The 12951-nt window shown below is 39.8% G+C and carries 14 protein-coding genes and 1 pseudogene; 11 read left to right on the top strand and 4 right to left on the bottom strand.

The features are described 5' to 3' along the window. The first annotated feature begins 87 nt into the window (after nucleotides 1–87). Entirely contained in the window at nucleotides 88–1470 is a 1383-nt protein-coding gene (locus CKL_RS01350) for a relaxase/mobilization nuclease domain-containing protein (RefSeq protein WP_479723172.1), read from the top strand. A gap of 562 nt (nucleotides 1471–2032) precedes the next feature. Here the strand turns inward: CKL_RS01350 and CKL_RS01345 are convergent. Continuing rightward, nucleotides 2033–2629, bottom strand: coding sequence for a TetR/AcrR family transcriptional regulator (locus tag CKL_RS01345; protein WP_009064831.1), 597 nt, complete (start codon nucleotides 2627–2629; stop codon nucleotides 2033–2035). A gap of 142 nt (nucleotides 2630–2771) precedes the next feature. Here CKL_RS01345 and CKL_RS01340 point away from each other — a divergent pair, with 142 nt between their 5' ends. Both CKL_RS01340 and CKL_RS01335 read left to right on the top strand, forming a co-directional pair. Further along, nucleotides 2772–3296, top strand: coding sequence for a nitroreductase family protein (locus tag CKL_RS01340; RefSeq protein ID WP_009064821.1), 525 nt, complete (start codon nucleotides 2772–2774; stop codon nucleotides 3294–3296). A gap of 30 nt (nucleotides 3297–3326) precedes the next feature. After that, nucleotides 3327–3749 (top strand): 2-thiouracil desulfurase family protein, encoded by a 423-nt coding sequence (locus CKL_RS01335; RefSeq protein WP_011988846.1) that lies wholly within the window; start codon nucleotides 3327–3329, stop codon nucleotides 3747–3749. Between the two features lie 82 nt (nucleotides 3750–3831). Here the strand turns inward: CKL_RS01335 and CKL_RS01330 are convergent, their stop codons facing one another. After that, nucleotides 3832–4728: an AraC family transcriptional regulator gene (locus CKL_RS01330; RefSeq protein WP_009064827.1), complete on the bottom strand. Its 897-nt coding sequence runs from the start codon at nucleotides 4726–4728 to the stop codon at nucleotides 3832–3834. Nucleotides 4729–4839: 111 nt separating this feature from the next. On the opposite strand from CKL_RS01330, the gene CKL_RS01325 reads away from it, so the two are divergent. The 8 genes from CKL_RS01325 (at nucleotide 4840) to CKL_RS01285 (ending at nucleotide 11981) form a co-directional block, all read left to right on the top strand. After that, the gene (locus CKL_RS01325; protein ID WP_009064824.1) at nucleotides 4840–6000 is read left to right on the top strand and encodes an MFS transporter; all 1161 of its coding nucleotides are present in this window, start codon (nucleotides 4840–4842) and stop codon (nucleotides 5998–6000) included. Nucleotides 6001–6004: 4 nt separating this feature from the next. After that, nucleotides 6005–6847, top strand: coding sequence for a histidinol-phosphatase HisJ family protein (locus tag CKL_RS01320; protein WP_012620084.1), 843 nt, complete (start codon nucleotides 6005–6007; stop codon nucleotides 6845–6847). Between the two features lie 53 nt (nucleotides 6848–6900). Further along, the gene (locus tag CKL_RS01315; RefSeq protein ID WP_011988845.1) at nucleotides 6901–7764 is read left to right on the top strand and encodes an aminoglycoside 6-adenylyltransferase; all 864 of its coding nucleotides are present in this window, start codon (nucleotides 6901–6903) and stop codon (nucleotides 7762–7764) included. Between the two features lie 240 nt (nucleotides 7765–8004). Then, nucleotides 8005–8193: a cysteine-rich KTR domain-containing protein gene (locus tag CKL_RS01305; RefSeq protein WP_011988843.1), complete on the top strand. Its 189-nt coding sequence runs from the start codon at nucleotides 8005–8007 to the stop codon at nucleotides 8191–8193. A 487-nt stretch (nucleotides 8194–8680) separates the two neighbouring features. Next, complete coding sequence (locus tag CKL_RS01300) at nucleotides 8681–9100, top strand: RNA polymerase sigma factor (RefSeq protein WP_009064814.1); 420 nt, start codon at nucleotides 8681–8683, stop codon at nucleotides 9098–9100. Between the two features lie 455 nt (nucleotides 9101–9555). Beyond that, nucleotides 9556–9756 carry a hypothetical protein gene (locus tag CKL_RS01295; protein WP_011988842.1) on the top strand — a complete coding sequence of 67 codons (201 nt, stop codon included), beginning with the start codon at nucleotides 9556–9558 and terminating at the stop codon, nucleotides 9754–9756. Between the two features lie 141 nt (nucleotides 9757–9897). Further along, nucleotides 9898–10161: a DUF6870 family protein gene (locus tag CKL_RS01290; RefSeq protein WP_009064822.1), complete on the top strand. Its 264-nt coding sequence runs from the start codon at nucleotides 9898–9900 to the stop codon at nucleotides 10159–10161. A gap of 140 nt (nucleotides 10162–10301) precedes the next feature. Next, complete coding sequence (locus CKL_RS01285) at nucleotides 10302–11981, top strand: recombinase family protein (RefSeq protein ID WP_011988840.1); 1680 nt, start codon at nucleotides 10302–10304, stop codon at nucleotides 11979–11981. Nucleotides 11982–11992: 11 nt separating this feature from the next. On the opposite strand, the pseudogene tnpA reads toward CKL_RS01285, so the two are convergent. Both tnpA and rpsI read right to left on the bottom strand, forming a co-directional pair. Continuing rightward, a pseudogene (gene tnpA, locus CKL_RS01280) lies at nucleotides 11993–12364 on the bottom strand (IS200/IS605 family transposase); the annotation flags it as partial. Between the two features lie 186 nt (nucleotides 12365–12550). After that, on the bottom strand, nucleotides 12551–12943 hold the full coding sequence (gene rpsI / locus CKL_RS01275; RefSeq protein ID WP_011988838.1) for a 30S ribosomal protein S9: 393 nt from the start codon (nucleotides 12941–12943) through the stop codon (nucleotides 12551–12553). Nucleotides 12944–12951 lie beyond the last annotated feature (8 nt).

Genomic DNA, 12951 nt, shown 5'->3' with positions numbered 1-12951 from the left:
CAGAGCTGCCGGGCTACTTCGGGCCAACTTGGCCCGAAGTTGTTTTTTCGAGGAAAGGAGGAAATGCACATAGCAACCACCCGCCTTATGACCCGTCATGCAGGAAGCGGCATGACCATTATGGAAACCTTAAAGGACGGTTTTGATTACGGGAAAAATCCAGACAAGACCCGCAACGGCGATTTAATTCTTGCCTATGAATGTGACCCCGACACGGCTGACGCAGAATTTTTACTCTCAAAAGCAAAGTACAAAGCTATCACAGGGCGGGAACAAAAACGGGATAATGATGTGCTGTATTATCAAATCCGGCAGGCATTCCCGCCCGGCGAAACAGATCCGGAAACCGCCCTCAAAATCAGTTATGACCTTGCCATGCGCTGGACGAAAGGCCGACACGCCTTTTTCGTGGTTTCCCATGCTGACCGCCCCCACCCTCATTGCCATATCTACTACAATTCAACCTCGCTGGACTGCACCCGGAAATTCCGGGATTTTATCGGTTCGGCCCGTGCGGTGCGGCGGCTCTCCGACCGTATATGTTTTGAAAATAGGCTATCTGTTATTACCAATCCGAAACGCCACAGCAAGGGAAAATTCAAGCATTACGGGGAATGGCTCGGCGGTCATAAGCCGCCCACCTTTCAAGAGAAATTAAAGGCGCAGATTGATATTTGCCTTGCAACGAAGCCGCCGGATATGGATACCTTTTTACAAGCAATGGTGGCGGCTGGCTATGAAATCAAGCAGGGGCGCGGCGGCGCAATTAGCTTTCGGGCAGAGGGGCAGGAACGCTTTACCCGGCTCCGTGCTTCTACTCTTGGCAAGGGCTACGGGCAGGAGGATATACAAGCGGCGATTGAGGGCAGAACCGCCCCGCAGCAACGGCGCAAGGTCAATCTGATTGTGGATATTCAATCCCGTATGAAAGCTGGAAAAGGCCCTGCCTATGAACGGTGGGCAATGGTATTCAACCTAAAGCAAATGGCGGCAGCCTTACAGTATTTACAGGAAAACGGCTTGATAGAATATGCGGATTTAGAGCAAAAGGCCGCAGAGCTTACCGACCACTTTCATGTGCTTTCGGATAGCATAAAATCCACCGAAGCCGCTATGCGTGTCAATGCGGAGCTAAAGGCGGCAGTGGTGGATTACGCTAAAACCCGGTCTGTGTTTGAGGGGTATAAGGCGGCGAAGTACAACAAGAAATATCTTGTGGAGCATGAAGCGGATATTGCCACCTACCGGGCGGCGCAGGACACCTTCCGGCGTTTGCTGTCCGGGGCAAAGTTACCTAAAATGGATACGCTGAAAGCAGAGTTTCAGCGGTTGTCGGCAGACAAGAAAAAGGCTTACCGGGAGTATCGGGAAACCAAAAAAGATATGCAGGAAATTGTAACGGTGAAAAGCAATATTGACCATCTGCTTGGCCTGATGGACGCGCAGAAAAATAAGGAAAGGGAGCGATAGCGACATGACGCAACATAAGGTGCGAAGCGCCGACTTCGGGCCAACTTGGCCCGAAGTGGCAGGGTTTGGGGCGGCTTGCCCCAACAAGCAATTTTTAAGATTTGACCGCAGGGAAAAATCTTAAAAATGTGCAAGTGTCAATACACTTGCCCTGCTTGCGGGTTAGCGTAAGCCCCAAAAATGGCACAAAAATTGTGGTTTGCTTTTAATATCCTTCCGCCCCAAAATTCCGATTACCAAATTTGTATTTTAAATTTGCATAATAATGACGCTTTCCAAAGGAAAATGTCCTTATCTAATACAATGGAATATTGATATGTGTTTGCGAGGGAACTGAACAAGTTGAAAAAGGTAAGACCTGACCTCTAGACCTGTGGCTAATACCGGCGTAAGAAAGCAATTTCTTACGCCATCTTTACGTCTGAAAGAGCTTCCGAATTAATTGAAGTCTCTCATTTACACCCCTTGATAGATTACATAGATAGAGTTATCAAATGACAAATTGAATTGCCATACAGAAAAATAGACTTGCTCTGCGATTTTATTAGCCCTTAATAAAAAATCAACTTGACAATAATACAATGACAGTTTTGGTTACTTGGTCTTTAAAAATATTGAAGTCTAAGCCGTTGTGTGAAAATGCAGATTTTTCCTGTCTAAGAGCATCAATTAAAATGCAGCAAGTGTAAACTTTTTCAAATAAGTCATCTTGCGTTATGCCATTTTTATTTAATAGCTCTTTAATTTTTAAAAAATATTCATTTTCAAAATTGGAAAAATGACGATTGATATCAGTATCTTCTGATATCATCATTCTTAACTGAGCCAGAGCGTGACTGGTATCGGCATATAAGTCAATATAATAACAGATCCAATTTTCGACAAAACTAGCTAGTGAAAAAGGTTGTTGCAAACTTAATTTTTCAAGTAAATGGCCTGAAATATTTTCAAGATAATCGTGAAAAGCAGCAATGTATATTTGTTTCTTATCTTTAAAGTAACTATATAGCGCTCCTGTTGAGATACCAGCACGTTTGGCAATCTCAATTGTATTGGTTTTATAATATCCTTTTTCGCAAAAAAGGGCAAACCCGGCATCTAGTATTTTTTTCTTTGTTTCAATAGAACGTTTTTGAATGGGTTCTCTTACATCATTCATAATATCACCTCTTTTTTATTATACTTGGAACTTTAAATCAGGTCAATGAAATGTGAATCATTATTCGCATTTTGTTGACATCTATCAATGCGGGTACTATAATAATAATGTGAATAATCATTCGTATATAGGAGGAAGAATAATGGATTTTTTAACACTGGCAAAACAACGCTGCACAACACGCGGCTTTACGGGAGCACAGATTCCAAAAGATGACTTAAATCAGATTTTATCGGCTGGACGTGTCGCCCCTACAGCCTGTAATAAACAACCACAAAGGATTATTGTTGTTCAAAGTGAAGAAAACATTTTAAAAATTAAAAAGGCTTATCAAACGTTTGGTTCTAAGTGTGTTTTTATCGTGTGTCGGGATCGACGGGATGAATTAATACGGCCATTTGATCAAAAATGTTCTGGCGATTTGGATATAGGTATTGTCTGTGACCACCTGATGTTGGCAGCAAGAGAATTAAATATTGGAAGCGTAATGGTTGGTTTGTTTGATCCCGCAATTATAAGCAATGAATTTCATTTACCAGAGTACATAGAACCGACAGCTTTACTCTTAATGGGGTATCCAGAAAAAGGCTTTTTAAGTCCAGAGCGTCATATTGCCCAACGCAAAGAAATAAGCGAAACGGTGATGTATGAGAAATATATAGATTAAGGTAAAAGTCTTCCATAGGAGTTGTTGAGTATGAAAGTATTAGTAAGTGCATGTGTACTAGGATGTAATTGTAAATATAATGGAAGAAACAATCGCAATGAAGCTGTGATTGAATATCTAAAAGGAAAAGAGGTTCTCAGTATTTGTCCTGAAATGTTAGCCAATATGCCTATTCCCCGACCATGTGCTGAGATTGTTGATGAAGTAGTGATGGATGATAAGGGAAATAATGTTGATTCTGATTATAGGAAAGCAGTTGCGCTTGCATTAGAAAAAATAGAAGGAGAAAAAATTGATTTGGCTATTTTGCAGTCAAGAAGTCCAACTTGCGGAGTTAACAATATATATGATGGAACATTTACCGGGAAGCTAATATCTGGTCAGGGACTTTTTGCTAAAGCCCTGATTACTAAAGGGTACCCCGTAAAAGATGCAGAAGATTTTAATATGTAGATTCGAAATAGAAAAATTCAATGTTTTTGCCGAATATCAGTTGGTCGTCGTGTCTAACTTTTCATTACATTAGAAAGAGGGATTAGCATTGCTGATCCCTTTTTCTGTACTCCAAAGGGGTACAGCCAATCTGTTCTCGGAAAGTTTTCGTAAAGTAGCTGCTGCTTTGAAATCCGCATTGAAAGGCAATATCGATAGAAGTCATATCTGTATCGATTAACATTTGACATGCTTTTTGGATTCGATATTGTTTCAGGTACTGATTCGGTGTGGAATGGATTGTACGGTGAAAACAGCGCAGAACTTCGCTTTCACTGATCAGCGCTACCCTTGCTAAAGTAGAGATGGTTATGGTTTCTGAAAAATGCATCTGAATGTATTGAAGCATGGTTTTTATTCGATCGGCATTTCGAAGATTTCGAATGCTGGGTTTTGCTTCACATATGGAATGATTTGTTAGCACAATTAGAATCAATTGCGATAATTCGTTCCTGACATATATTTCAAAACCATTTTCAGTGTTATAAAGTCTGTTCCATACAGAAATCGAGTAAGCGAGTATTTTGTCCTGCCAGTTAATGAATGGGTCTAATAAAATGTATGGCAGATTTTTATTCTGGATAATCGGCTCAATATAATTTTGCCAGTATATACTATCTATGCTTCCGATTAGCCTTGGATGAAAAACAATGGATCTTAAAACGTATTCGCCATCGTTTGTTGCATGAATGGAATGAAGAAAGCCTGCATTGATAAATATCCCTTGATTTTTGTTTAGGATATGTTCTGTGCTATTAACAGATACTTTTATCGATCCTGAGATTACCCATATAATCTCAAAATCTTCGTGCCAGTGCCAGGGAATAGAATAGCTTGATAAGTTTTCCTCATAAAAAGCAATCGGGAATTCTGACGTTCCATGCTTTTGAACTTCTTCACCGGAAGAATTCACTGTTACATTACATTTTGCTATGCTCATACAAGATACCTTCTCTTTAACGATTTTATTATATAATTTCGAGTGAAATATTATATAAAAGTTCGTTGAATGATGATATTATTATATCACAAAAAAGAGAAGGAGATCAATATGTTTCAATTACTGTTAGTAATTATCTATATTGCATTTATTAGTCTTGGATTGCCCGATTCCTTATTGGGTTCGGCATGGCCATCCATGTATATGGAATTTGGGGTGCCGATTTCATACATAGGCGTCATTTCTATGATTATTGCAATCGGAACCGTTGTTTCAAGTTTACAGAGTGATAAACTTACCCGTAAATTTGGAACCGGAAAGATAACGACCATCAGCATTACTATGACGGCAGTTGCTTTATTTGGCTTTTCCAGTTCACACTCATTTGGTTTGCTTTGTTTCTGGGCAGTTCCTTACGGACTTGGAGCAGGTAGTGTTGATGCATCCTTGAATAATTATGTAGCACTTCACTATGCAAGCAGACATATGAGTTGGCTTCATTGTATGTGGGGAATCGGCGCAACTATTGGGCCTTATATGATGGGATATGCCTTGAAGCATGGTCAGAATTGGAATGCAGGTTATCAGTATATTTCCTTTTTACAGATTGCTTTTGCAGTAGTTTTGTTTTTTAGCCTGCCGTTATGGAAGAACCAAAAAGGGACGGCAGAAGAGAATGATATTTTAGCGGGAAAAGCATTGCCTTTGAAAGAGGTAATTCAGATTTCTGGAGCAAAAGAAGTAATGCTTTGTTTCTTTTGCTACTGTGCTTTGGAACAGACGACCGGCTTATGGGCAAGCAGTTATCTTACCCTGATCAAAGGATTTTCAATTGAGACAGCGGCTGGTTTTGCAAGTATGTTTTTTATTGGTATTACCATTGGGAGGGTATTAAGTGGATTTATAAGTATGAAATTAAGCGATTTACAAATGATTCGTCTGGGGCAGGGAATCATTGCGGCTGGTATTATTATGATGTTACTGCCGTTAAATGAAGTAATATCTTTGGTCGGCTTGTTTTTCTTTGGTTTTGGATGTGCGCCAATCTACCCATGTATTATTCACTCCACTCCGTCCCGTTTTGGTGCGGATAAGTCACAGGCAATCATCGGGGTTCAGATGGCAAGTGCATATGTGGGAACCTGTGTGATGCCGCCGCTATTCGGCTTAATTGCAAAGCATATAAATATTGTTTTGCTGCCGGTATATTTGCTAATCATTCTTTTATTAATGGTGATGATGCATGAATTGCTGGTAAAAAAAACTGCTTGAAGGGATGAAGAAAATGTTTGCTGATTATCATGTTCACACAGAATTTAGCGATGATTCTGTTTATGAAATGGAAGAGGTTGTAAAAGATGCAATACAAATAAAAATGGAAGAAATATGTTTTACGGATCATGTAGATTATGGAGTTAAGCTGGACTGGAATGATAAGAAAGAAATTCAATATCGCGATGGTATGCCTATGGCAAATGTGTATTATCCAGAATATTTTGAGACGATTAAGGAATTACAATATTTATATGGTGACTTGATTGCTATAAAAAAGGGAATGGAGTTTGGAGTACAGGTGCATACAATTTCTCAATATGAAAAGCTCTTTGTGAAATATCCATTTGATTTTATTATTCTATCTGTGCATCAAATAGATAACTTGGAATTATGGACACAGGATTTTCAGAAAGGAAAGAGCCAGAAAGAATATAACGAAAAATATTATCAAGAGCTGCTGGAAATTGTAAAACAATATAAAAATTATAGTGTTTTGGGACATTTAGATATTATTATAAGATATGATAAAAATGGCACATATCCGTTTGAAAAGATTTCAGACATAGTTAATGAAATTTTAAAAATTGTCATTCGTGATGGAAAAGGAATAGAAGTAAATACGTCATCCTACAGATATGGACTTACGGATATGACACCATCCAAAGATATACTTACTTTATATAAAAAATTAGGCGGTGAGATTATCACGATTGGAAGCGACAGTCATAAAAAAGGACAGCTAGGTGCACATATTGAAAATACCAAGAAAGTATTATTCGATATGGGATTTCGATATCATTGTACATACGAGAATATGAGGCCGCATTTTCATAAGTTGATATAATAGAAAATTGTCCGGATAACTTAGTTTATCTTCACTATAAAAGGAGACACAGTATGCGATCAGAAAAAGAAATGATGGATTTAATCATAGCAGTTGCCAACAATGATGTCCGCATTCGTGCGGCCTACTTAGAAGGTTCACGTGCAAATCCAAATGTACCAAAAGATATCTTTCAAGATTATGATATTGTATATGTTGTTACAGAAACAAGGTCATTCAGAGAGGACAAAGCCTGGATTGATCGATTTGGTGAGCGCTTGTATATGCAATATCCAGAGGAAAATATCTACTACACTTCTGATGTTGAAAATTGCTATGGTTGGCTAATTCAATTCACTGATGGAAATAGATTGGATTTACATGTAAAGACATTAGAAAATGTACTTAATAGTCTAGAATTGTATAAAACACTAGTTGACAAGGACAATATCATGCCTCAAAAACAAGTATTGTCCGATGAAGAATATTGGGTGAAAAAGCCGGTGCCAAATCAATTCTATTGTACATGTAATGAATTTTGGTGGTGTTTAAATAATGTGGCGAAGGGATTATGGAGGAATGAGATTCCATATGCAATGGATATGATAAATTTTCAAATAAGGCCAATGCTTAGGCGGCTGCTGGAATGGAAAATTGGGATTGATAATGATTTTTCAGTCAGCGCAGGGAAATCCGCAAAATACATGGACAAGTATTTGCCGAAAGGGATTTATGAACAATACTTAGAATCTTATTCGAAAGCACAAATAAACGCTATATGGGATGCTGTTTTTCTCATGTGCGATTTGTTTCAGAAAATTTCTTTGGAGGTAAGTGAGAAATTAAATTTCCCCTACGATTTGACAGAAGCAAGAAATAGCAAGAGCTACCTTGAGCGCGTTAAAAGCTTACCGTCCAACGCAACAGAAATATACTAGATTTGCCTATTGCGATGAAGAGGAAGCGCTTTGCCTTAAGGAATACGAATATAAGCGCAAGCAAAATAATACACCCGAAGATATGTTTATACAAATTGATATTCCACTGACATTGGTACATCAATTTGAACTTATGAAAAACGCCGGTTTTAAAACGGTTGAAGTTTTGTATCAAAATTGTGGAACAGTAATTATTAGAGCAGAAAAATAGCAACTAATGAAATGATGTAGGGGGTGATAATGATTGAAGTTCAATGGTTACTATGTCCTATATGTGGCAATAAAACAAGACTGAAAATTAGGAAAGATACAATCCTCGAAAACTTCCCCCTATACTGTCCCAAATGTAAACAAGAATCTCTAATCAATGTGCTACAACTCAATATGTCAGTTATCAAAGAGCCAGACGCAAAGACGCAGAGCCGATAATCAATGAGTACATATCTCTTGATTATCGGCTCTTTTCATATAACAATTTTCTGTTATACGATTGCTGACAAATTTAACAGACATACAAAGCCGTCATTTTCCGTTAAAAATCGGAAAGAGTATACCTGTAATTCTTCTTATTCTGGCGGCTTTGGGATAAGGAGGTTTTTATGTACCCCAAAGCATTTTTTTCTCTGAGAGAAACGCCGCCATATTGTGACGGTTTAATATAGCAGAAAAATTTCATTTACATAGTTTAAAAGTATTATATCAACTTGTGGGCGGCTATTGCGCCCATTTTTTATTCGACACCTTTCGCGCTAATTTGCGTAAAGGTGTTTTTTTGTATCCTTTTTTCACTGACAACGTATGGAACAAGCCTTGTCACTTCGGGCCAACTTGGCCCGAAGTCCGACCTCGCTGTCGTTCCCCTCCCGCTCCATTTCGATTCACTATTCCCTAAAAAATCGAAATGGAGGAACGCCTTATGGCAAAAATCAATCTGCGGGATTATTACCCGTTTTATAATTCAGACTTTTTTGTTGAGATATCAGATGAAATCAAGGACGCTTTGCTGGAAGCAGAACGTTTGGAGAAAAACTACATTCGCCGCCGCTTCTATAACAAAGCCCACTATTCGCTGGACGCTGACGACGGGATCGAAAAGGATATTCTTTTTGAATCCCTTTCCCCTTGCGAGATTTACGAGCGTAAAATTACTTCCGAACAACTGCACTCCGCAATCGCTTACTTGCCGGACAAGCAAGGAAAACGAATTTATGCCCATTACATACTCGGTATGAGTAAATCCGATATTGCACGGGCAGAGGGTATAAATGAAAAAGCCGTCAGAGTTGCTATTGAGAAAGGGTTGAAAAGCATGGAGAAATTTTTGAAAAAGTCTTAATTTCCAGTTCCGAATTTGCCTTTCAAATCACACGGCTATTAGAAGGAGTTTTTTCTCCATCTGCCGTTCTTTGACAACTGAATACAGATAACCCGGATACGTTCAATCAAAAGGGAGCCAAGCCACAGGGTACGCCAAAACCGCCCGTTGAAAGGGGGAAAAACCAAACGGAGCGTGAGCGATTCCTACCAACTGTGACAGAGCAGATATGGCAATCTACCCGGCGATAATCTTTTGATTGGTACAATGATACTTACGGTTTGAACGCGTCACAGTATTGACCGTCGCGCCATCAGCATGGGGCGGGGTGAAATTCCCATGAGGGCGGTTGCCGCCGCCTGTCCGGGTTATCCTCTTATTTACCATATAGGAGGCCGCGCCGGGCATTTCTGTCTAATGACAGCCCATTCTTTCCCGGCGCGGCACTCCCCCTATTCTGGCATAGGAGAATCGAAATGGAAAAAGATATGAATTTATCGGAAATACTGCCTGAACCGTGGAGCAACAATGCTTGTCGCGGCTATGTCATTTGGGCAATGGAAAGCTGTGGTTTTAGCTCTGATGATATTCGGCGCGTGGTTATGGAACTGAACGAAAGATTTGACTTCAAATCCATTCACGAAGCAGACGGGCATTACCGGAACAGTCCCTATTGACTTCGGGCCAACTCGGCCCGAAGTATGAGGAAAGATTAACAGCCATCACTTTTGCTTATAAAGTGGTGACTGTTTATGTTTCCTCATAGGACAGCAGGAAACATAAAGTACATTTTTCATTTGAGAAGGAGGCACAAAGCGATGGTAAATCTGGAACAGATCATCACAATGCAAGATGTGGATATTGCCACAGTGGATAAATCACAGTTGACAGATGTTAGCGGAATCGACTTTGATAACAGCCTGCCTCAAAGGGAACGTGCGGCACATATTTTGAAGCAGGTAAAAAACCCTTACTGCTTCCGTCATGGAGATACTGCGGTAAAGGTAGAGTTCCCGGAGGACGGCCCCCCCTTGCAGGATGTAATTACAAACTTTCTTATACGGCAGAAAAGCGGCCTGTAATCGGTCATGCCACTTCGGGCCAACTTGGCCCGAAGTCGGTAATATCAGCTATCTAACGGTATTTTTAAGCCCTCGACAACATTGTTCGCATTATGCTGAAATGGTATAATGTAAGTGTAATGTGATAGGAAGGAGGAAGCATGGCACGAACCAAAAACAGGGAAACAAATACTGCTGTTTCTCAATTTTCGTATAATCCTACACGGTGGAATCTTGCAAAATATATCCGGTTATCCAAAGAGGACTTGAATCGTGGCAAGGACGACAGCAACAGTGTCACCAATCAAAAAAAGTTGCTTGATGATTATTACAGACAGCACCTTGATGAATTTGAAAGCGCCGAAACCTATGTTGATGACGGTTGCACAGGTACAGACACGAACCGGGCAGATTTTCAAAGACTGCTGGCCGACATTTACGCGAAAAAGGTAAACTGCGTGATTGTCAAAGACCTTTCCCGTCTTTCCCGTAACTATACGGACGCCGGGAGCCTGATTGAAAATTTGTTTGTTCAGATGAATGTACGCTTTATCAGCTTGGCAGAGGGCGTAGACAGTTATTTGAACCCTGACAGCGTATCAAGTATTCTTGTTCCTATAACGAACGTAATGAACGACCAGTATTGTTACCAAACTTCAAAGAAAATCCGTCAGGTGTTTGACTACAAGAAACGTAATGGCGAATTTATTGGCTCCTATGCCCCCTATGGCTACATCAAAGACCCCAATGATAAACACGCTTTGTTGGTAGACCATGAAGCCGCCGAAGTGGTAAAGCAGATTTTTTCCATGTGTCTAAGCGGTATGACCGTCAGGGCTATTGTGAATCATCTGAACGACCACGGTGTTATGTGTCCTTCCGTTTACAAGCAAAGTCAGGGATTAAAGTACAAATGCCCCAACGGACAGACACAGCCCATGTGGAGTACCATTACTATCAGCAATATGCTGAAAAATCCCGTCTATGTTGGAGATATGGCACAGGGGCGAAACCGTGTGAAAAGCTACAAGATACACAAAATCGAAGCTGTACCTGAAAAAGACTGGATTGTTGTCCCGAATACCCATGAACCGATTATTGACCGCGAAGCCTTTGAAAAGGTTAAGCAACTGCTAAAGCGTGACACCCGCACTTCTCCAAAACAGAAACAGCTTTATCTGTTTAGCGGCTTTCTCCGCTGTGCGGATTGTGGCCGGGCAATGTCGCGGATAGCAAGCAAGGAATTGTACGTTTACTACCAATGCGGAACATATAAGAGCCTTTCTAAAAAAGCCTGCACTATGCACTCTATTAAAAGCACAAGGCTTGAAGCGGCTGTACTCTATGCAATCCGGCAACAGGTACATCTTGCAGTCAGCTATTCCGCTATTGTATCAAAAATTAACTTGGCTCCGCTCAAAAAAAGCCAGTCGATACGGCTGAATGAACTGATTACCGCAAAAGAAAAAGAGCTTACCAAAATCATGCGGTACAAGCAAGCACTTTATCAGGACTGGAAAGACGGTCATATCACACATAATGATTACCGCCACATGAGTGAAGATTATGAACAGCAAAATGAAGCCATTGGCACAGTGATTGCCAATCTGAAAAAAGAGCGGGACGAACTGGAAAATGGCATTGACACCGAAAATCCTTTTTTAGCAACTTTCCGAAAATACGAGAACATCGACAAGCTGACAAGAGAAATCTTAATCGAACTGGTTGACCATATCAAAGTATACGAGGGCGGCGACATAAGCATACGGTTTAAGTTTGCCGACGAGCTGCGCCGCATTATCCAGTATATCGAAGTCAACTCGCATTTACAGGTAGGATAAGACACCTACACACGAACAGAGCTTGTTGGTTTTCCTAATATATAACACTCATAATATCCCCGGCACCAGAAACTCCTATTTCTATATTTAAATCTTGCATTTCCCCATTTTTCATATATCATCTGACTGCTCTTTCCCTTCAGAAACCCCATAAATCCTAATACTAACATTTTGGGTGGTATTTCTAACAACATATGAATGTGATCAATACAAACTTCTGCTTCAAGTATATTTACACCTTTCCACTGACACAAATTTCTTAAGATTACTCCTACTTCAAGTCTTTTCTCATCATAAAATGCCTTTCTCCTATATTTCGTTGCAAATACTACATGATATTTGCAACACCATTTACTGTGTGATAAACTATGTATATTATTCATCGCAAATTTCCTCCATTGTATTTTTATTTGCAGTTGGCAGACCGCATTTTAATTATACAATAGAGGTTTTTTTTCATTATCTCTCCGCTAAAGCTTTTTGGGACCCCCGGACAATCCGAAGGTTTTATTGTACAACAATAAAAGAGTCACACTTCTGTAACTCTTTTACTTGAAAATTTATACCAACTATCTCTTTGAGAACTGCGGTGCTCTTCTTGCTTTTTTCAGTCCATACTTCTTTCTTTCCTTCATTCTCGGATCTCTTGTTAAAAATCCAGCCTTTTTAAGTTCTAATCTCAAATTTTCATCTGCTTTTAAAAGAGCTCTTGATATTCCATGTCTTATAGCTCCAGCCTGACCAGTAAATCCTCCTCCATGAACATTTACTAATACATCAAATTTTCCATTTGTTGAAGTTAAAACTAAGGGTTGATTAACTATAACCCTTAAAGTCTCCAATCCAAAATATTCTTCTATACTTCTCTTATTTATAGTTATCTTGCCTTCACCTGGAACAAGTCTAACTCTTGCTATTGATTTTTTTCTTCTTCCCGTACCAAAATATTGAACTTTAGCCATTTTTCATC

Origin of the sequence: Clostridium kluyveri DSM 555 (assembly GCF_000016505.1) — a bacterium.
GTDB lineage: Bacteria > Bacillota > Clostridia > Clostridiales > Clostridiaceae > Clostridium_B > Clostridium_B kluyveri.
The sequence above is the reverse complement of the archived record's forward strand: the minus strand, read 5'-3'. Positions and strand labels throughout refer to the sequence as shown.